This is a genomic window from Sporosarcina luteola, from assembly GCF_023715585.1.
Lineage (GTDB): Bacteria > Bacillota > Bacilli > Bacillales_A > Planococcaceae > Sporosarcina > Sporosarcina luteola_D.
Map to the genome: position 1 here is coordinate 1,294,825 of NZ_JAMBOK010000001.1, position 20,457 is coordinate 1,315,281.

The 20,457-nt window shown below is 46.2% G+C and carries 21 protein-coding genes and 1 other annotated feature; of the genes, 8 read left to right on the forward strand and 13 right to left on the reverse strand.

The window, feature by feature from the left end; translation table 11 throughout:
- Nucleotides 1-8: 8 nt before the first annotated feature.
- Nucleotides 9-398, reverse strand: a complete 390-nt coding sequence (locus tag M3193_RS06605) for a hypothetical protein (protein ID WP_251625341.1) — start codon at nucleotides 396-398, stop codon at nucleotides 9-11.
- Between the two features lie 146 nt (nucleotides 399-544).
- On the opposite strand from M3193_RS06605, the gene M3193_RS06610 reads away from it, so the two are divergent.
- From M3193_RS06610 to M3193_RS06630, 5 genes are all read left to right on the forward strand, one after another.
- Nucleotides 545-1,240: a lytic transglycosylase domain-containing protein gene (locus tag M3193_RS06610; protein WP_251625342.1), complete on the forward strand. Its 696-nt coding sequence runs from the start codon at nucleotides 545-547 to the stop codon at nucleotides 1,238-1,240.
- Between the two features lie 94 nt (nucleotides 1,241-1,334).
- Entirely contained in the window at nucleotides 1,335-1,727 is a 393-nt protein-coding gene (locus M3193_RS06615; RefSeq protein ID WP_251625344.1) for a globin, read from the forward strand.
- Complete coding sequence (locus M3193_RS06620; RefSeq protein ID WP_251625345.1) at nucleotides 1,724-2,530, forward strand: DsbA family protein; 807 nt, start codon at nucleotides 1,724-1,726, stop codon at nucleotides 2,528-2,530. The genes M3193_RS06615 and M3193_RS06620 overlap by 4 nt, the downstream gene beginning before the upstream one ends.
- A gap of 34 nt (nucleotides 2,531-2,564) precedes the next feature.
- Nucleotides 2,565-2,729 carry a hypothetical protein gene (locus M3193_RS06625; protein WP_251625348.1) on the forward strand — a complete coding sequence of 55 codons (165 nt, stop codon included), beginning with the start codon at nucleotides 2,565-2,567 and terminating at the stop codon, nucleotides 2,727-2,729.
- A 142-nt stretch (nucleotides 2,730-2,871) separates the two neighbouring features.
- Complete coding sequence (locus M3193_RS06630; RefSeq protein ID WP_251625350.1) at nucleotides 2,872-3,150, forward strand: hypothetical protein; 279 nt, start codon at nucleotides 2,872-2,874, stop codon at nucleotides 3,148-3,150.
- 361 nt (nucleotides 3,151-3,511) lie between these two features.
- On the opposite strand, the gene pepF is transcribed toward M3193_RS06630, so the two are convergent.
- The 6 genes from pepF to M3193_RS06660 form a co-directional block, all read right to left on the reverse strand.
- On the reverse strand, nucleotides 3,512-5,326 hold the full coding sequence (gene pepF, locus M3193_RS06635) for an oligoendopeptidase F (RefSeq protein WP_251625352.1): 1,815 nt from the start codon (nucleotides 5,324-5,326) through the stop codon (nucleotides 3,512-3,514).
- A 62-nt stretch (nucleotides 5,327-5,388) separates the two neighbouring features.
- Nucleotides 5,389-6,540: a competence protein CoiA gene (locus tag M3193_RS06640; protein ID WP_353056371.1), complete on the reverse strand. Its 1,152-nt coding sequence runs from the start codon at nucleotides 6,538-6,540 to the stop codon at nucleotides 5,389-5,391.
- Nucleotides 6,541-6,936: 396 nt separating this feature from the next.
- On the reverse strand, nucleotides 6,937-7,515 hold the full coding sequence (locus M3193_RS06645; protein WP_251625356.1) for a histidine phosphatase family protein: 579 nt from the start codon (nucleotides 7,513-7,515) through the stop codon (nucleotides 6,937-6,939).
- 671 nt (nucleotides 7,516-8,186) lie between these two features.
- Nucleotides 8,187-8,843, reverse strand: a complete 657-nt coding sequence (gene mecA / locus M3193_RS06650) for an adaptor protein MecA (RefSeq protein WP_251625358.1) — start codon at nucleotides 8,841-8,843, stop codon at nucleotides 8,187-8,189.
- A gap of 289 nt (nucleotides 8,844-9,132) precedes the next feature.
- Nucleotides 9,133-9,531, reverse strand: a complete 399-nt coding sequence (gene spxA, locus M3193_RS06655; protein WP_191694934.1) for a transcriptional regulator SpxA — start codon at nucleotides 9,529-9,531, stop codon at nucleotides 9,133-9,135.
- Nucleotides 9,532-9,926: 395 nt separating this feature from the next.
- Nucleotides 9,927-11,132, reverse strand: coding sequence for a putative glycoside hydrolase (locus tag M3193_RS06660; RefSeq protein WP_435372017.1), 1,206 nt, complete (start codon nucleotides 11,130-11,132; stop codon nucleotides 9,927-9,929).
- A gap of 208 nt (nucleotides 11,133-11,340) precedes the next feature.
- Nucleotides 11,341-11,575, forward strand: a binding site (T-box leader).
- Nucleotides 11,576-11,835: 260 nt separating this feature from the next.
- On the opposite strand from M3193_RS06660, the gene trpS reads away from it, so the two are divergent.
- On the forward strand, nucleotides 11,836-12,822 hold the full coding sequence (gene trpS, locus M3193_RS06665) for a tryptophan--tRNA ligase (protein ID WP_251625360.1): 987 nt from the start codon (nucleotides 11,836-11,838) through the stop codon (nucleotides 12,820-12,822).
- Here the strand turns inward: trpS and M3193_RS06670 are convergent.
- The 3 genes from M3193_RS06670 to M3193_RS06680 form a co-directional block, all read right to left on the reverse strand.
- Nucleotides 12,779-12,997, reverse strand: coding sequence for a hypothetical protein (locus M3193_RS06670; RefSeq protein ID WP_251625362.1), 219 nt, complete (start codon nucleotides 12,995-12,997; stop codon nucleotides 12,779-12,781). The two genes, trpS and M3193_RS06670, sit on opposite strands and share 44 nt — an antisense overlap.
- 92 nt (nucleotides 12,998-13,089) lie before the next feature.
- A complete protein-coding gene (gene fabF, locus M3193_RS06675; protein WP_251625364.1) occupies nucleotides 13,090-14,325 on the reverse strand; it encodes a beta-ketoacyl-ACP synthase II in 1,236 nt (411 codons plus the stop codon).
- Between the two features lie 98 nt (nucleotides 14,326-14,423).
- Entirely contained in the window at nucleotides 14,424-15,356 is a 933-nt protein-coding gene (locus tag M3193_RS06680) for a beta-ketoacyl-ACP synthase III (RefSeq protein ID WP_251625366.1), read from the reverse strand.
- Nucleotides 15,357-15,541: 185 nt separating this feature from the next.
- Between M3193_RS06680 and M3193_RS06685 the strand changes: the two genes are divergently transcribed.
- Complete coding sequence (locus M3193_RS06685) at nucleotides 15,542-15,724, forward strand: DUF2929 family protein (protein ID WP_251625368.1); 183 nt, start codon at nucleotides 15,542-15,544, stop codon at nucleotides 15,722-15,724.
- Between the two features lie 270 nt (nucleotides 15,725-15,994).
- Here the strand turns inward: M3193_RS06685 and M3193_RS06690 are convergent, their stop codons facing one another.
- From M3193_RS06690 to M3193_RS06700, 3 genes are all read right to left on the reverse strand, one after another.
- Nucleotides 15,995-18,130 (reverse strand): ATP-dependent Clp protease ATP-binding subunit, encoded by a 2,136-nt coding sequence (locus tag M3193_RS06690; protein WP_435372033.1) that lies wholly within the window; start codon nucleotides 18,128-18,130, stop codon nucleotides 15,995-15,997.
- A gap of 201 nt (nucleotides 18,131-18,331) precedes the next feature.
- Complete coding sequence (locus M3193_RS06695; RefSeq protein ID WP_251625372.1) at nucleotides 18,332-18,640, reverse strand: metal-sulfur cluster assembly factor; 309 nt, start codon at nucleotides 18,638-18,640, stop codon at nucleotides 18,332-18,334.
- Between the two features lie 50 nt (nucleotides 18,641-18,690).
- Nucleotides 18,691-19,452 carry a prolyl oligopeptidase family serine peptidase gene (locus tag M3193_RS06700; RefSeq protein WP_251625374.1) on the reverse strand — a complete coding sequence of 254 codons (762 nt, stop codon included), beginning with the start codon at nucleotides 19,450-19,452 and terminating at the stop codon, nucleotides 18,691-18,693.
- Between the two features lie 181 nt (nucleotides 19,453-19,633).
- Between M3193_RS06700 and M3193_RS06705 the strand changes: the two genes are divergently transcribed.
- Nucleotides 19,634-20,452, forward strand: a complete 819-nt coding sequence (locus tag M3193_RS06705) for a Cof-type HAD-IIB family hydrolase (protein ID WP_251625376.1) — start codon at nucleotides 19,634-19,636, stop codon at nucleotides 20,450-20,452.
- The last annotated feature ends 5 nt before the right edge of the window (nucleotides 20,453-20,457 follow it).

The following is a 20,457-nucleotide window of genomic DNA, read 5'->3' on the forward strand; positions in this document are numbered from 1 at the left end:
CCAAACTATTAATTGATGTTTTGGAGGAAGGCTTCGAATTCCTGCTCCACCGCAGTCGTGAATGCCTCTCCATAATTGTCGTTCCCTTCGATGTTATAGACGAGCATGGTCAGCTCCTCTATAAAGCCGGGCAACGGGATTTTTTCATCGTTCCACAAAAGATACGGATCGCTGCCGGTTTTCAATGCCTTTTCCATGTACGGCCACGTCTCTTTCGGGAAATGTATGTATGTATACCCTTCATCTTCATCCATTAAATAGACAAATGCATGTTCTTCTGAATCGGTTATCATTTTCTTTGCGGGAGTTCCAGTCGGACGGTCAGCTTCCGCGTCCAGTACAAACTGGATTTCGTTGTTGTTCTCTTGCCCTCTCATCACTCGGTTCTTGATTCGCATAGGTCTTCTTCCTTTCAATGATCTTACGTTCAGTCTACCATATGAGAGCTGCTGGTGCAGTCTGTAGCATGCGTTTTTATCCCGAACTTGCTATACTTAATACAGTAGCAACTTTAGATAGTCCTAAAGAAGGAGAGAAACAAAAAATGGATGCACGCGCAATTCGAACAGTAATGGATATCCAGGCGATGCAGACACTAGGTTCGGTGCAAACTTTCGTGAACGGGCAGGAGTCAACCTCCTCCTTGTTCAACATGATGATAAATGATCTGTTAACCGGCATGACGAGCGGTGCTCCGCGACCGGAGACGCTTCCATTTCAATCTTTCGGCATGTTAGGTGGAATTCAGTCTATGAACAGCCTCCAGTATACAGGTCCGAACAACGTTTATTTACCGACAGGCCTTCTGACAGCTATGCATGCTTCACGGCCGGCGAAAAGCGAAGGTCCAGTCGCGAACAATGACTATGGTGATTTCATTCAGCGAGCCGCCGACACATACCGCTTGCCTGTAAATCTGATCTCATCCGTCATCAAGCAGGAATCCAACTTCAATAGCACAGCCGTAAGCGGCGCGGGTGCGATGGGTTTGATGCAACTTATGCCCGGCACTGCCAAACTGCTTGGTGTGAAGGATGGATTCGATCCTGAGCAAAATATAATGGGCGGCGCGAAGTACTTACGGCAAATGCTTGATCAGTTCGGCAATGTCGAAATGGCGTTGGCCGCGTATAATGCAGGTCCTGGAAACGTCCGGAAATATGGCGGGATACCGCCTTTCAAGGAAACTGAACAATATGTTTCCAAAGTGCTAAACTACTATAATCGCTTTGAAATCTGACAATATTCCAATATGCTTGAAGGCTTTATGTTTGTGAAAGAATTGTTTGGTTGTTAAAATGTCCATACAGTCAGAACAAAGGAGATTGGCATACATGACACGAAAACCTTTGATCCCTTATGAGGAAATCGGTGCTGAAAAATTATCGGAACTCATCGATCGTTTTTATGAAAAAGTGGCTGTCCACCCGGACTTACATCCGATTTTCCCTGAAGATCTGACGGAAACAGCACGCAAGCAGAAACAATTTCAAACACAATATTTAGGCGGACCGAATTTATTCACGGAAGAGCACGGACATCCGATGATGAAGGCGCGTCATATGCCTTTTCCGATAACTCCTACACGTGCAACAGCATGGCTCGCCTGCATGGCGGAAGCAATGGACGAAGTAGGCCTTGAAGGACCTTTGCGGGAAGTGTATTATCATAGGCTCGTCATGACCGCGAACCATATGGTCAATCGAAGCGAGGGGGATGTGCAGTGAACAGGGAAACTCTGTTGGAAAGCAGCGCCACTTCTTCAGCCTCCTTGTCAAAGCCAATTGAAATCTACGTCTTCGTAGATCCTTTATGCATGAACAGCTGGGCGCTCCAGCCATTGCTAAGGAGATTACAAGTTGAATACGAGCGTTATTTCACACTGAAGATCGTTCTACGCACTTCTTTGACGAAGACGAATTCATGTTGCATCGTCAATATGGACGATGCGAAGGCGTGCACTAAAAACCATCCGGCGTTTCCGAGCATCGCCTTGAAAGCGGCGGAGTTCCAAGGAAAGCGCGCGGCTTTCCGATTCCTATCCAAGCTGTTCGAATACACCTATTTGAAGAGGAGGAACGTCCTTTCCTTTTCAGTGCTTGTTGAAATAGCGGAAAACCTCGGATTGGATGTCGATGAGTTCATTCTCGATTTCTCATCGAATCATGTGCTGCGTTCCTTGCAGGTCGATTTGCATTTGGCGAATGAAATGGAAGTGGAAGACGCACCTTCCTTTGTATTCTTCAATGAGAATATTGAAGACGAAGGGTTGAAGGTGAACGGATTACACTCCTACGATATATACGAACAGATTTTGGAAGAAATGGTTGGGTACGAGATTACACCCGATTCCCCACCGGCATTGGATGAACTATTCCAGCGTTTTGATGCACTCTCGACGAGCGAAATCGCTGAAATCTACAACATCCCGGAAAAATCCGCCGAGCGGGAATTAAAAAAGCAGCTCCTTCTTCAGAAGATTGAAAGGCTGCCACTCACAGATATGACTTTATGGCGTAAACGCCGTTGAATTGTAAAAGCAGATTGCATGGTCTTCGAATCCCATGCAATCTGCTTTTTTATATGTAGAGATGCTTGCTTTGGGCGTGGAGCGGCTTGGTTTAGGCGCGGGATGGCTCGCTTTAGGCGCGGGGGGGCCTGCTTTAGGCGCGGGGCGGCTCGCTTTAGGCGCGGGGCCGCTCGCTTTGGGCGCGGGATGGCCTGCTTAGGCGCGGGACCGCTCGCTTTAGGCGCGGGGCCGCTCGCTTTAGGCGCGGGGGGGCTGCTTTAGGCGCGGGGCGGCTCGCTTTAGGCGCGGGGCCGCTTAGTTTAGGCGCGGGGTGACCTGCTTTAGGCGCCAAGCCGCTTGCTTTGGGCGCGGGATGGCCTGCTTTAGGCGCGGGACCGCTCGCTTTAGGCGCGGGGTGGCTCGCTTTAGGCGCGGGCTGGCCTGCTTTAGGCGCGGGACCGCTCGCTTTAGGCGCGGGGCCGCTTGGTTTAGGCGTGGGGTCGCTCGCTTTAGGCGCGGGGCCGCTTGGTTTAGGCGCGGGGTGGCCTGCTTTAGGCGCCAAGCCGCTCGCTTTAGGCGCGGGGCAGCCTGCTTTAGGCGCCAAGCCGTTCGCTTTGAGCGCCAGCCATAACTATGTATAACAAAAGAAAAGAGCATCCACTCTTGGGGGAGAGGGATGCTCTTTTACAAAGGGAATGGGAGAAATGTTCACGTTCAAACAAAAGGGGTGTATGTTTGGTATGTGATTTATTTCACATCTATAACTTATCATAAAATAATAGTAACATCAACATTTCACATGAAGTTTCACATCTCTGTCACAAATAAATAACGAAACAAACCTTATACCTAAAGACTTCCATCCACTTGACAAATCGGTTTCACATTCAAGATTTCGAATGTAAGCGCTTTACCAATTGTTATACTAATATAACCCCATAACAACCGAACAGAAAAAACCTGACATAAGCGCTGAAAACGCTTAGTCAGGTCACTTTTTACTTATCCAAGCAATTCTTCCAACTCAGCCAACCGTTCTGCGAATACTTTACACGCCTCTTCAATCGGTTGCGAGCTCGTCATATCGACGCCTGCTTTTTTCAAAACTTCGATCGGATAATCGGATGATCCCGCTTTCAGGAAATGATTGATGTAACGGTTGACAGCTGGCTGCCCTTCCGATAAAATCTGGTGGCTTAGCGCAACTGCAGCACTGAAGCCAGTTGCGTATTGATACACGTAATAATTGTAGTAGAAGTGAGGGATCCTCGCCCACTCAAGAGCGATTTCCTTATCCTCTTCCACTGCTTCGCCAAAATATTTCTTGTTCAAGGCAGCATACTCCTCTGACAATTTATCAGCTGTCAAAGCAACGCCATGCTGATCGAGCTGATGGATCAGGTGCTCGAACTCGGCAAACATTGTTTGGCGGAAGACCGTTCCACGGAAGCCTTCAAGCCAATGGTTCAGTAAATAAATGCGTTTCTGCTTATCGTCGATTGTCTTCAATAAATAATCGTTTAGAATCGCTTCATTTACTGTAGATGCAACTTCAGCGACAAAAATGGAATATCCGCTGTAGTTTACTGGCTGATACTTCCTCGAATAGTAGCTGTGCACACTGTGTCCGAATTCATGAGCCAATGTGAACATATTGTTGACGTTGTCCTGCCAGTTCATCAGGATGTATGGGTTAGTGCCATAGGATCCCGATGAGTAAGCACCTGACCGCTTCCCTTTGTTTTCACGGACATCCACCCAACGGTTATCGAGTCCTTCTTTGACGATTGAAGTGTATTCTTCGCCAAGCGGATGGAAGCTTTCGAGCATAGTTTTGGTAGCTTCCTCATAAGGAATCTTCATTTCCACGTCTTTAACCATCGGTGCAAACATATCCCACATATGGAGTTCATTTAGGCCAAGGACTTTTTTGCGCAACGCTACGTAGCGATGATGCAATCCGAGATTTTTATTGATTGTATTGACGAGATTGTCATACACTTGTTCCGGAATGTGATTGTTCGATAAAGCCGCTTCCCGTGCAGATGTGTAATTGCGGATGCGTGCATTGACGTTATTCCGTTTTACGTTTCCGCTCAACGTGGATGCGAAGGTGTTTTTGAATTCGCCATATTTGCCGTACATCGCCTTGAATGCGTCTTCACGCACGCGAGCATCTTTGCTTTCGAGGAAACGGATATATCGTCCGTGTGACAATTCGGCCTCTTCTCCGTCTTCGTCTTTCACCATCGGGAACGTCAAGTCAGCATTGTTCAACATGCTGAATGTTTCCGACGAGCTGCCCGTCACTTCGCCCATCTGTGCAAGGATCGCTTCCTGTTCAGCAGGAAGGGTATGCGCACGATAGGCATTCATTTCTTCGAATTCATGCTTATATAGTTTCAAGTTCTCGTTGTTTTCCGCGAGACTGTTCAATTCCTCTTCAGGGATGGACAGCAACTCCGGTGTGAAGTAAGAAAGCGCTGTCGAAATTTTGACGTACAATGTTTTCGCACGACTCTCCATCGCTTGATAGAAACTGTTCGTCGTATCCTGATCGCCTTTCAAATGGGCATACGTATACAGTTTCCCCATTCTTTCATAGATTGTATCCCGATAGGAAAGCGCTTCGAACAATGCATCGGCCCCTTGGTTCAATGTGCCTTTGAATGACTCAGCCTTCCTAGAAAGCTCTTCGATTTCCTTAAACTCCTGCTCCCACGCTTCGTCGGTTGGGAAAATATCCTCGAGACGCCATGTTTCTTCAACTTTCACTTGATCGCGCGTCAATACTTTGTTTTTCGGTTCAGTCGTCATTCAAAATCCTCCCCATCATCTTCTTCGTAAAACGAATCATTTTCATTCTCTCAATTTCGTCCTTAATTTGCAAGAAATCTTTCTGAAATGAATCGCAAAACAACATTTTCGACCAATTCCGTCTCTTGCGTTATTGAGCCGATTCCATAACGACTTAAGAATTCGATGTAATGCTCGCATGCCATCGCTCTCCCTTTATAATCCCCGCTAAAACTACGTACAAAACGTTCAATTGAATAGGGCGCTACATCCCAAAATGGAATCTCATTTCGTTTCAGGAAGTGCACCAGACGGAATTGCCATTCAACGTCCGGTTCACGAAATGCCGAGTTTCCCTGGACAGGCATCCCGATCCATGGAGGCAGTTGGGTAGGAAGCATTTTCATTTCATAGCAGCTTCTTAAGAATGGGTCTCTGATGCCCTTTCTATTCAATACAATCCGGTTCTGCACCTCTTTCTGACGTAGTGTTTCGTAAAGATTGGCGTATTGTCTTATTTCCTTCTCGGTGGGTGCTTTAGGAAGTGCGAAAGGGAAAATTTGAAATTGTAGAGGTAGGATTCGATGCATTCCGATATACCGTTGTCCGGCTACATGGAGCAGACTGCTGAAATAGTGAAATGTTTGAGTGTGGGGATTAAATGTGAGGAGAAGGTGATCATTAGGAGATCTGCGGACGATGAACCACTCTTGGAACTTGGAGAACTGAAACACGCCTATACCTTCAGGAAGGTTTGTGAATTTTGCCGGGGTATGCAAAATCCAAATCGGCTCCATGCCAGCACGGAAATATCCGTCTGTCCGTTCTTCCAGAAGAGAGATGGGGATGGTGCTGCATTGAAACTCGATTGGATAGTTTTTATCGCCGGTTTTTACGAGAAGGTCCGGACGTTGTGAAATCCTGTTTAGCATCGGTTCCAATTCAACTTCCTGTTTGCCGTTTACTAAAGACTGGTACAGCAGCTGTTTGCCGTTTAAGTGCTGCTGAGATTCACCTTCAGAAAACGAAGCGCTGCAAGCTGAGTCCTTCCGGTGCGCAAAATGCGGGATGACGATGTCGCCGACTTTCAACTGAACCGGCCCTTTGCACTGCGGACAATAAAAGCTGCGGGTGTTCCTCCACCTTCTCAGCTCATGCCTTTCCAGTTCCAGGGATAAAATAATCAGTCGGCCTTCATCCGAATAAGCAGTTAGTATAGCCCTCACTCCCTTCACTTGTATTGTAAGGAAGGGGGCGTTTTATTTCAAATATTATGAATTCAAATTAATTTAAATCGTATCAAAACGGATTTCCGCTTCAGACGGCACGCTTTCCGGAGGGCGTGTGGTGAACCACCCCGTTCGCTGCGCTTCCGTTGGTTGTTTCACCTGTCCCGCTGATCCTCACGGAGTCCGCCGTCTTCCGCTCCAATCAACTAAGTGTCTGATTATATATGGCAATCGCACCCATCGGTTGAATAATTTAAGTATTTACTAGAAATAACTCTTAAATTAATTTAAAATATCTAAACAGAAGTAAGTCCTAATTCAATAGAAGCGCCTTTTTGCAGAGCAGTCTCGATTTTCACTCCCTTTGAAGGAGAGAAGAGTTTATGGTCTGGTAACATTAACTTATATCAAATGTTTTGTACAATTGTATAGAATGCAATCCCATTTTCCATCAGTATTTTGCAAGATAGTTAAGGAGCAATTATCTATATATGTCGATGGGAACATGGTGGGAAGTAATTGTTGTAACGTTAAACCGATTAAAGCCCCGTGACTGACTAGTAAAATTCGCTTTCCGTTATATGTATAGACCATTTCTTCAAGGAAACCCATTCCTCTTTTCCCAACTTCCTCAAAATTCTCCATTCCAAGATCTATTTCACGCCAATTACTTCCCCACCTTTCCTGTCGGGTCTCTTCGGTTGTACCTTCAATTTCACCACAATCTATCTCCCTGATTCGTTTATCATAATGACTTATTGATAAGTTTAATTTACTCCCAATGATTTGTGCAGTTTCTATAGCTCTTGATAAGTCACTTGAAATAATTACATCCCAATTGCCTTCATCCAGAAGCCTATCGCCAACATTATTGGCTTGCTTTCTACCCAATTTGTTTAATGGTATGTTTGATGTGCCTTGTGCTTTGCCAAGATCATTCCACTCAGTAATTCCATGTCTAATCAGCCCTATAGTTGTCAATCTACATATCACCCTTTATTCTTACTTATTCGCTTACTATTATCCCATCAAGGACAACTTCTTAGTTCGGCAATGACCTCTATTAGTTGAAGGAGATTTGTACCTTAGGAATTACCGTCCCGTGAAAAATATTGTGTGACGTCCCCGATTTTTTAAAAAACGCTTCACTTACTGCAAACACTCCCCCTAGTTCAACGTTTAATTCCGTTTCTTCTTTAACTTCACGAGTAAGCCGCTTCTTCTAGTTTCCCCACCTGCTTTTTATTGACATGGGTCAAGACATACTCGATTGTCTTTTTTGATTTTACATTCATAACTACTGGTGTCTTTTCATAATTCCCAAAAACCTACCCTCATTTATTCGATTTTTTGTCTTCATTTCTGAAATTCCTTTCTTAAACAGCGGCACTGTTGATTGAAGCGTAGGACGGAGACTCCAGCGAACGCCGTCACGAAGAACGGCGTTTGCGAGCACAAGCGAAGCGTTGCGAGCATAGGCTGCCTTAATTTCTGCCAAAAAACGCAGAAATACGGCAAATCGAACCTTTCACTGTTCGATCGGCTGAAGCCGTGCCCGCGAAAAGCGTCCGTCCGAAGCGGAAATCAACTTTTTACACCTCTAATACAAAAAAGCTGTTCCCCATTTTCGATCTGGGAACAGCTGTATATTGTTAATTACCGAAGTATTTTTTCACAGTTGCCAATACGTCAGATTCCATAATGACTTTGCCGTATTCTTCTAGGCGGTGGATCGTCACTTGGGATAAGGAGCCGTATTCTGAAATGAGGCTGCAGAAATCGGATTTATCGTCATCATCCATTTTCGATTCATCATAAATCACATATAGATAGAATTTATTTTCAAACGAATAGAGAGATGATTCAACTGCGTATGGGGGAATGATATTTGACAGCGGAATGAGGTTTTCGAAATCTTCAAAGACGAACATATCGGACGTCCATACAACAGGCTCATCATTCAATTCATTCATAAGCTGTTCGGAATCGGCAAATATGCTGGGATCCGGTTCGAAGGTCTTTCGGGAATCATCCATGCCTAGGTGGGCATCAGATTCATCATTGTCCGTCGCTTGCGCCCGCGTCACGGTTACTTCAATTCCGTTATTCATCGCATGGACTTGTATCCATAATGGACCTTCCACTTCGAATTCGGTCTCATCGTTGATTTCGTCCATCATCTCCCAGAAGAGCTCCTCGCTTTTATCGCGATTGTACCAAACTTCTTCCCGTGTAAAGCCTCGTTCCTCAATGTCGATATACGATAAGTAGAACTTTACGGTATTATCATTGACTCGCTCTATTTCCATCCCTTTTCTCTCCCTTCCTTACAAACAGGCTTGTGCCCATTTCGTTATTTTTAGCAATAAACCTGCAATGCTTATACTTATCATATGACCATCCCGGAGGTTTTGAAAGGGTTATCCTCCGATGGACGGATAATAATCAATTACGTCTCATCATAATTCAGCTGGATTTTGCTGAATTATGTTACTAGCATTGTAGAGAATATCAGCATGATAAGCAAGGGGAAATTAAAAAGCTGATAGGATCGGCAAGATGCCTGTCAACTCCCTATCAGCTATATTATGTCTTTTATTAGTTTACCATGCGCCGCGCTTCAAGAAGCTGATAGGCCCTTACTTTCCGAGGTAGGAAGCGTCTGATTTCATCTTCATTATACCCTACCTGAAGCCTTTTTTCATCTAGGATGATCGGTCTTCTTAATAGGCCCGGATGTTCTTGAATTAATTCATATAACCGTTGCAGTGGAAGGCTTTCCACGTCTACATTCAGTTTTTGGAAGATTTTTGAGCGCGTTGAGATGATTTCATCTGTTCCATCTTCTGTCATTCGCAAAATTTGTTTGATTTCATCAATATTCAACGGTTCGGAAAAAATATTTCGTTCGGAATAGGGAATATCATGCTCTTCTAACCATGCCTTCGCTTTTCTACATGATGTGCAACTTGGTGAGGTAAATAATGTAACTCCCATTCGCTGACACTTCCTTTCAGTCGGCTAACTATCTTATATTTAGAAAATTAAATTAGAATTATTTTAAAGTAATAAGCTTAACTCCTATTATACACATATTCATTCTCAATGAATACACTTTTTCACAAAAAAGTGGAACAGATGGTTTACTTGTCACAATTCCGCAATATTATAGGGTTTACAGCTCCTTCGACTATGTACTTTACTACTTCTTTACTGTTATACCCGATGGAAGAAAAGTTTAAACATCAATGATTGAAATAAATCTTTTCTCATTTAGAATTCCTCGAATGAAAAATATCGCTCCACAACTACTAGTACGACATAGAAGCCTGAAAAGTTTCAATATACATCAAAAAACTCCGGAAACCTTTGCCTCAGGTCCCCGGAATAATTTATGGAGTATAGTCTACTCCATCTGTATATTTATTCTGTGCATTCCATAAGAGGAACTCATCAATGCCATTATCATTCAATGCTTTGATTTGCGCTTCAACTTCTTTTTTCCCATAGCGGAGATAATTCCCGCTTCCAAGCCAGGGTGCACTGAAGTCCTGCAGCCACGGCCGGGAAACCGGCGGATTATCAAGCGCTCCGAGCTTGGCATTCTCCACCTTCGCATATTCCGCCACAAGTCGATAAGGTTCAAGGTCTGGCTTCGCTATACCGAAATACGATGTCCAATGGCTCGGATAAATCATTGAGGATATGACATCGACATTTTCGGAAATCTTCGAGAAGTTCTGTCCGATGCCCGGCGCTTCGGGCAGAGTTGCCGCGTAGCCGAAAATATCGACCGAAACGTCCACATCATAAGGTTTCAGCTGCTCCCGTGCATATGCCACGAAATCCGTTACCGCTTCGACCCTGCGCTGAACCGGATCTAAATCGGAGTCTTTATAGTCATCCATTGAGTATTTCAACGTTTCGTGCCGTTTCTCGAAGCCTTCCGGAAAACGGACATAATCGAACTGGATTTCCTTGAATCCCATCTTCGCCGCTTCAATTGCGATATCGACATTATGATCCCATACTTCCTTCATGAACGGATTGACGAAGGACTCTCCCCTTCCGTTCTTCCACACTTTATCGCCATCCATGAAAGATAGTTCGGGACGCTTCTCCGCGAGAACGCTATCTTTGAACACGACAATCCTAGCGATTGGATAGACCTTCCGCTCCTCAAGCGTCTCTAGCATCTTGCGCGGATCTTTTATGTATGGTTGCCCAATGTCCATTTTGAATAACGGCGAATCTTCTTGCGGCTTATATGTTAAATAACCGAAGTCGTCTTTAATGTCGATGACCATTGCATTCAAGTCCGTCGAATCGATCAGTTTCAATAACCGTTCGAATGCGGAGCCACCTGCCGAATGGCCTGTCACGTAAATGCCACGCACAGCTTCGGGATAGTCAAATGCGAGTCCCGAATGATGCGTGTATAACTTTGAGCTGGCTACGATCCCCTTGTCTATCTCTTCAAATCCATATGTACGTTCAGCAAATTCAATATCGGTCTTTGCATCGCCCGCTTGGACGGACAGTGGCATAGCGACTGCACCCGCAAGCAGCAAAGTAGCGATCCATTTCATTTTCTTCATCTGACACATCCTCTCTCTTTCACTCATTCTAGCAAAGCAAAAAAAATATGAATAGGTAAAGTCATCTATTCCCTCAATTTCCTGTCGAAAAACCTATTCTTTTGTCAAATTCATCCTTAAGAAGCCAACACTAGCATATAATAAAGCAACCAAAAGATATTTGATTTGCTTTATTCGAAATACCGTATTATACTTTTGACAACTATTACGAAAAGCGAAGACGGAAAGAGTATTCTCGTCGCGGCATTGAAGAGAGCCTGTGGTTGGTGAGAACAGGCATGGCGGACGAGAGGAATTGGGTTCCCGAGCTTGACTGGCGAAAGATAGATGTTCATTCATCATTCAGTAGCCTTTCACGTCTCCCCGCGTTAAGGGGTTTGAGTGGCCTGCTTGCAGGCTGATTCGGGTGGTACCACGGTTGATTCACATCAGTCGTCCCTTTTTTAGGGATGACTGGTGTTTTTTTATTCTATTTTTTTTTATTAACTGTTATTAAGTTGATTGTAGTGGAAGGCGGCGACTCCAGCGAAAGCCGTAACGAAGAACGGCTTTTGCGACCAAAAGCGAAGCGTTGGGAGCAGGAAGGGGCTGCCTTAATTTCTGCAAAGAACGCAGAAATTAAGGCAAATCGAACCCTTCGCTGTTCGATTGGAAAGCGTCCGCCTGTAACGGAAATCAGCTATTTTTAGAGGAGGAATTTTGGATGAAGACTATTTTTTCAGGCGTTCAGCCAACAGGGACAGTGACATTAGGGAACTACATCGGCGCATTTAAGCAATTTACGGAACTTCAGCATGAATACGACTGCAGGTTCTGTATCGTTGACCAGCACGCAATCACAGTACAGCAAGATCCGGCTGAACTCGCGAAGACGATTCGTTCGCTAGCAGCCATCTATATTGCAAGCGGTATCGATCCGGAGAAATCGCTTCTGTTCATCCAATCGGAAGTGCCAGCGCATGCCCAGGCCGGATGGATGATGCAATGCATCTCCTATATCGGAGAGCTTGAGCGGATGACCCAGTTCAAAGACAAATCCGACGGGAAAGAAGGCGTATCTGCCGGACTTCTCACATACCCGCCTTTGATGGCTGCGGATATTCTCATTTACAATACCGACATCGTGCCGGTCGGGGATGACCAAAAACAGCATGTCGAATTGACAAGGGACTTGGCAGAACGCTTCAATAGACGCTACGGCGAAGTGCTCACCATCCCGGAAGTGCGCATACCGAAAAATGGCGCGCGCATTAAATCATTGCAAGACCCATTGAAGAAAATGAGCAAGTCCGATCCGAATAAAAAAGGGACGATTTCGCTATTGGATACGCCGAAGGAAATCGAAAAGAAAATCAAAAGTGCAGTGACGGATTCGGATGGCATCGTGAAATTCGACGTAGAGAACAAGCCGGGTGTTTCGAACCTCTTGACAATTGAATCGGCATTAAGCGGCATCTCGATTGCCGATCTTGAATCGAAATACGAAGGGCTTGGCTATGGCGCATTCAAAACAAGTGTAGCCGAGGCTGTGATCGGACATCTTACGCCGATCCAAGAACGCTATGAAGAGCTTCTCAACTCCTCTGAGCTTGATATTCATCTTGATCGCGGAGCCGAGAGAGCGAATGCAATTGCGTCCGCAACGCTTAAAAAAATGGAGTCTGCGATGGGGCTCGGAAGAAGACGGTAATGGCAAGAAGTATGACTGCCATGACGAAAAGCGTGAAGTCGGCCGTTTGGATAATGAACAGCAGGATCTGCTTCCAGCTATAGCCGAGCGATAGATAATTGAAATAGAAGATCATATGTGTAGTCGTAATGACTATGAGTCCGTAACTGATGAGGAAGAAGAAGATACGTGTCATCTATACATCGCCCTTTTGCTTTTCTTCCATTGTATGAATGAAAGCTCCCCTTTTAGAAGAATTCCAAAAGGGGAGCTTTTTCATCTAGTTAATTATATTTTCTTGAATACAAGTGAAGCGTTATGTCCCCCGAAGCCGAGAGAGTTGCTCATCGCATATTCAATATCTTGTTTCCTTGCTTTATTGACAACATAGTCTAAATCGCATTCTGGATCTTCATTCACATAGTTGGTTGTTGGAGGAAGGATCCCTTCCTGCAATGCTTTTACTGTGAAGATCGCTTCCAATCCTCCAGCTGCACCGAGAAGATGGCCCGTCATCGATTTCGTTGAGCTCATCGCAAGCCTGTATGCATGCTCTCCGAAAACCGTTTTAGCAGCGAGTGTTTCGAACAGGTCGTTGTATGGCGTGCTCGTTCCATGTGCATTGATATAATCAATTTTGTCAGGACTGATTTCTGCTTCATCAAGTGCCTGACGCATTGCACGAGCTGCACCTTCACCTTCAGGAGCTGGCGCAGTAATATGGTGAGCGTCTCCTGTAGATCCGTACCCGACCATTTCAGCGTATATTTTCGCACCGCGTTTCACTGCATGTTCGTATTCCTCGAGAATGAGGATGCCTGCGCCTTCCCCGATGACAAAGCCGTCCCGTTCCTTATCAAACGGACGGGAAGCTGTTGCCGGATCAGGATTCAGCGACAACGCTGTATTCGCACAGAAACCAGCTACCGCCATCGTTGTGATCGGAGCTTCTGCACCGCCCGTGATCATGACGTCCGCATCTCCGCGCTTGATGACTTCGAATGCGTCACCGATTGAATTCGTACCCGATGCACAAGCGGTAACTGTGCACGAGTTGATGCCTTTAGCGCCCAGATGGATTGACACTTGGCCTGAAGCCATGTCAGGAATCATCATCGGAACGAAGAACGGGCTGACCCGGCGGTATCCTTTTTCTTGGAATGTCTTGAACTGCTGCTCATGTGTTTCCATGCCGCCGATGCCTGATCCGATCCATACGCCCGTACGCAATCCAGTCTCTTCATCCAATTCAAGATTTGCATCTTTCATTGCCATGATGGAGGCTGCTAGCGCATAGTGCGTGAAGCGGTCCATTTTGCGCGCGTCTTTCCGCGGGATGTATTCTTCGATGTCGAAATCTTTCACTTCCGCAGCGACTTTCACCGGGAATTGTTCACTGTCCAGTCTTGTGAGCGGGCCGATTCCGGACTTTCCGCTCAGTACCGCTTCCCATGATTCTTCTGCGGAATTTCCTACTGGAGAAACTGCTCCAACTCCTGTAATGACTACACGACGTCTTTCCATTTTTGAAAACTCCCCTTCGTTTTTACAAATAGTTATTGATTCATATGCTTCGTTCAAAAGTGTATCTCTAATTTACATTAGTATATAGTAATCCGAAGTTATTTTCCCCATTTAATGCATAGGGCGCCCCATGTTAGGCCTCCGCCGAATCCGACAAGGACGATGATATCGTCATCTTTCACGCGGCCTTCTTGCAGGTCGTCGTATAATGAAATCGGAATGGATGCTGCCGAAGTGTTTCCATATTTATGGACAGACTTGGACATTTTCTCAATCGGCAAGCCGAGCCGTTCGCGCGATGCCTCCATAATGCGGATATTCGCTTGGTGGGGAATCAAATAATCGACATCTTCCGTCGTCAAGCCCGCCTTTTCCGTAACACTCACGGCTGATTCGCCCATTTGACGAACTGCAAATTTGAACACTTCACGTCCGTTCATATGGAGGTACTTGTCTTGGTATAGGTGTTTGCCCCCTGTACCATCGGCTCCTAATTCAAAGGAAAGGATTCCCCGGCCTTCGCTCACTTTTCCGACAACTGCTGCACCGGCACCGTCCCCAAATAGGACTGCCGTATTGCGGTCTTCCCAATCCGTAATCTTCGACAACTTCTCTACTCCGACAACGAGTACATGTTTATACGTTCCTGCTTCAACGAAATGCTTAGCTGTTACAACGCCGTATATAAACCCTGCACATGCCGCTGATATATCCATCGCGGATGCATTTTTCGCGCCTAATCGCTCTTGGATCATTGTCGCAACGGATGGGAATGGACGATCTGGCGTCACCGTAGCGACCAGGATCATTCCAATGTCTTCCGGGTGAAGGCCAGAATTTTCAAGAGCGCTTACCGCCGCTTCATACGCCATGTCGGACGTATTGGTATTATCATCCGCGATGCGTCTTTCTTCAATGCCGGTGCGCGTACGGATCCATTCGTCCGACGTATCGATGCGCTGTTCAAGATCATGGTTTGTGACAACTTGCGAAGGAACAAACTTCCCTACGCCGATCAACCCTGCATTCATCTTACATACCCCGTTCCTTATCATCTATTATTAGTACCTGGTGTTAATTATAGAAGATTCCAGTCTGCTTTTCAATATGTCGACACGATTTCGCCAAAGAATATATCGACAATGCATAATTTTGTTTATAGATTGGACGTGCTATGATATGATTACGAGGAAATAGTTACGATGAGGTGAATTCGATGAAATACATCATGGCATTTGTTTGGTCTTTTCTACTTGTAACGATGGTTAACTATGTAGCAGGTTCAATCGCCGGTATGGCTTTCGACTTCAGAGCGGGACTTGTCGCTTCGATCGTCTTGGCAGTCATCATCCTTTGCATTACTGCAGTCACTCCAGACGGAGAAGTTGCAGATTATTGATCCATCCGTAAAGCCGTTCACTTCGTTGTGGATGGTTTTTTTGTTTGTATGGCTTTTGGAGCTCCTTTGGGTGCGGGGGAACATTCTTGAGCGCGAGAGATGCTCCTTTGAGCGCGGGAGACGATTCTTGAGCGCGGAAGCTACTTCTTTGAGCGCGATAGACGATTCTTGAGCGAGGATGCTGCTTCTTTGAGCGCGAAAGCTATCTTTCTGAACGCGATCAAAAAAAAGCCCTGGCAGCCGATCTAAATCGGAATACCAGGGTTAGTTTTACTTCTTATCAATCTTCAACTTTCCTTCTTCCATGCCCAGTACCAGTTTTTCATCATCCTTCAAGTCGCCTTTGATGATTTCCTTTGCGACAGCTGTTTCGACGTGGCGTTGGATGAACCGTTTCAATGGTCTCGCTCCAAACTCTGCGTCCGTACCTTCCTGGACGATCCAGTCAACAACGTCATCGCTGTATTCCAGCTCGACTTCCTGTTCATCCAGCCGTTTCACAAGGTTCTCGAGAAGCTTCTTGGCAATTAAACGGAACGAGTCGCCTGACAGTGAATGGAAAATGATAATGTCGTCCATCCGGTTCAGCAGCTCCGGTTTGAAATGGCCGCGCAGCTCCGCCATGACCAGATCCTCGGCGGCATGCTTATCAGAATCGAACTGGCCTTGCAGCAAGTATGCCGATCCGATGTTTGACGTCATGATGACGACCGTGTTCGTGAAGTTGACGAGCCGTCCTTGGCTATCCGTTATTCGGCCATCGTCCAAAATTTGTAGCAAGATATTCGCGACATCAGGATGCGCCTTCTCGATTTCATCCAGAAGAACGACTGAGTACGGATTGCGGCGCACCGCCTCCGTCAGCTGGCCACCCTCTTCATAGCCGACATAACCTGGAGGCGCCCCGACGAGCCGGGACACGCTATGCTTCTCCATATATTCGGACATGTCGATCCTGATGAAATGGTCTTCCGAATCGAATAACGTTGCAGCGAGCGTTTTCGCTAGCTCCGTCTTCCCTACCCCGGTTGGACCGAGGAACAGGAATGATCCGATCGGCTTGTCAGGGTCCTTGATACCTGCACGTGCGCGCCAAACCGCTTCCGTGACGAGCTGGACGGCATCATCCTGACCGATGACCCTTTCCTCGAGCGTCTCACGGAGTCGGAGCAATTTCTCTCGCTCCCCTTCGACGAGCTTCGTAACCGGGATGCCCGTCCAGCGAGCGACGATCATCGCGATTTCCTCCTCCGTCACTTCTTCCCTCAGCAACCGGTTATCGGAGTTAGTGACGAGTGATGCTTCCAATTCATGAAGCCGCTTCTCAAGCTCAGGGATTTTGCCATATTGGAGTTCAGCCGCTTTATTCAAATCAAAACGGTTTTGTGCGTCCTCAAGCTCGCGGCGGTAGCGATCAAGCTCCTCCCGCTTTTCCTGGATGCCGCGCAGTGCCTCTTTCTCTTTGTTCCACTGTTCCCGCATGCCAGCGGAAGAATCCTTCAGTTCCTGCAACTCGGCACGGAGCGCTTCGAGACGCGTCTGACTGATCGCATCCGTCTCTTTCCTCAATGCCTGCTCTTCGATTTCAAGCTGCATGATCCGGCGTGTGACCGAATCGAGTTCCTGTGGCATCGAGTCGATTTCCGTCCGGATCATCGCACTCGCCTCATCCATCAGGTCGATTGCCTTATCCGGCATGAACCGTTCCGTCAAATAGCGGTCGGACAACGTAGCGGCGGCTACCAATGCGCGGTCATGGATACGGACTCCATGATGCAGCTCAAAACGTTCCTTCAAGCCGCGCAAGATCGAAATCGTATCTTCAACAGAAGGTTCGCGCACCATAACTTGCTGGAAGCGTCGTTCCAGTGCCGGATCCTTCTCGATATACATCCGGTATTCGTCGAGCGTCGTCGCTCCGATGCAATACAATTCACCGCGTGCAAGCATTGGTTTCAGCATATTGCCAGCATCCATCGCACCTTCCGTCTTCCCGGCGCCGACGATTGTATGGATTTCGTCGATGAAAAGGATGATCTCACCGTCGCTTTCCTTCACTTGCTTTAGAACGCCTTTCAACCGTTCCTCGAATTCACCGCGGTATTTCGCACCTGCGATGAGCGAGCTCATATCGAGTTCAAAGATCTGTTTATCTTTAAGACCTTCCGGCACGTCGCCTTTGACAATCCGTTGGGCAAGCCCTTCAACGATTGCCGTTTTACCGACGCCGGGTTCCCCGATGAGCACAGGATTATTTTTCGTTTTTCTTGATAAAATCCGAATGACATTCCGGATTTCTTCATCCCGCCCGATGACCGGGTCCATTTTACCGTTCTTCACATCTTCAACGAGATTTCGGCCGAATTGTTCTAGTGGTGTACGTTGGTCCTCTTGTACGCCATCCATTCTCATATGCATTCACCTCATAAGTTTGACTTTGACTATCTTTGATTAATTAAATTATATGCTTTTCATTCCGATAAGTAAAGCATTCCGCATGCTTCATTTTCCCTGTCCCGATGGGAATAAACACGTAACAAAAAAAGGCTGCCTGACAATAAGTCAAACAACCTTTTTCCTGTTCTATCTACGTTTATAAACGTTATATTATCGTACGCCAAGCGCCATCTTCGCATAGCGGGACATCATATCCCTCGACCATGGCGGGTTCCAAATAATATTTACGTCTGTGTCCTTCACTTCAGGCAATTCCATCAGTTCCTGTTTGATGTTGGAGACGATTTGCGGTCCCATCGGACAACCCATTGAAGTCAATGTCATTGTAACTTTGGCAGTGCCTTCTTCATCAAGTTCAGCATCATAAACAAGCCCTAAATTGACGATATCAATTCCGAGCTCGGGATCGATCACGTTTTCCAGAGCACCCATCAAACTGCCCTTCATATCATCATTCATTGAAATTCCCCTTTCCGAATCTGTTCTCCCTCCATCATAGCAAGGATGCCCTATTCATTCAAATAAGATGCGAACCAATCGGCGGCACGCAGCATGCCGGGTCTTGAAACGGCGTGTCCAGCCGTCGGATCGGTCATGAACTCGAATTGCTCGGGCGTATCCACATAATCCTTCTTCGCTGCGTTATAGAAATTGAAGGTCGGTTCAAACGGGACCGTCGCATCATTTTTACCATGCCAGAAAAAGACGGGACGGTTGTTGAGCTTTTTCCTTTGTTTCGTCAAATCAAAGATGGCGAGTGTATCGAGAAGAGATTTCCGTTCGTCATCGGTGATCGGCAGTTTGAAGCCGCGCCGTTCGAATTGGGACATCTGCGCTTTTGCGAGCTCTACATAACCTGGTGCACCCATCATGACCGCAGCAGCTTCAATCCAAGGATAAGCAGTCAAGCAGCCTAGCGTCGTAATGCCGCCCATCGAAGTCCCGCCGATACCAATTTTCGAGACACCTCTCTCCTGTAATTCTTTATGAAGGATATCCATTTCCTCGATCGATGTCAGGACAATTTCCCAAAAACGCAGACTTAACTGGACTTCATCCAACCCTTCATCCCTCGAGCCATGAAGATGGGCATCCGGCAGTAGGACGCGGATTCCATTCTTTGCAATATTGTATGCGTAATGCAAATTATGCTCTTTGGCACTTGTGAAGCCATGCAAGAGGATAACTGTTGGTATATTGCTATTTTCCATTGTTTCATCCACAATATGTAATAATGGGATATTGCTCCAATTTTCTTCTTTTACAATCATCTAAACACCTTCTGTACTTTTTCTAAATCGTACCAAAGTTTTATTAGGAAAACAAAAAGGACGGTTTCCCTCCGGAATGTTTTGACTTGCTCCGATAGATAACGCTAAACTGGACAATATAAGGTGAAGCGATTGAGGAAATGGGTATAGAACAAAGAAACTTTCCAAAGGGGGCAAATTTATGAAACCGCATTTGATTGTCCTCGACTTGGACGGGACATTGCTGACGGATGAAAAAGTGATTTCAAAAGAAACTGCACATACATTGAAACGAGCGGAAGAACAAGGGCATCAAGTGATGATTGCCACTGGACGGCCGTATCGTGCCAGTTCGATGTACTACCGTGAACTTGGCCTGAAGACGCCGATCGTTAATTTTAATGGCGCGTTCGTCCACAATCCGACTGACCGTTCATGGAAAACGGTCCATGAAACGATTTCACTTCCTGTCGTCAATGATGTTGTCGATGCGATGCAAGATTTCCGCCTCCATAATATCATTGCCGAAGTGATGGACGATGTGTATCTGCAATATCATGATGAAAAGCTATTGGACATCGTCGGCTTCGGTAATCCCGTCATCAAGCAAGGGGACATCCGTGAGTCGTTGCAAGTTGAGCCTACAAGTTTGCTCATTCAGGCAGATTCGAAATACGTTGAACCGATTCGGAGGCATCTTGCCGATGTACATGCCGAGGCGATCGACCATAGACGTTGGGGTGCACCATGGGATGTCATTGAAATTGTGCGCCACGGCTTGAATAAAGCGGTCGGCATTTCCCATGTAGCCAACTATCTTGGTATCCCGCAAGAGCGAATCATCGCTTTCGGAGATGAAGATAATGATCTTGAAATGATTGATTATGCGGGCGTTGGTGTAGCGATGGGCAACGGGATCGACAGACTGAAATCCATTGCGGACGAAGTGACGTTGACGAATAACGAAGATGGAATCGCAGAAGTGCTGAAGGAACGATTGTTATTATCAAGAAAAACATAAATAGA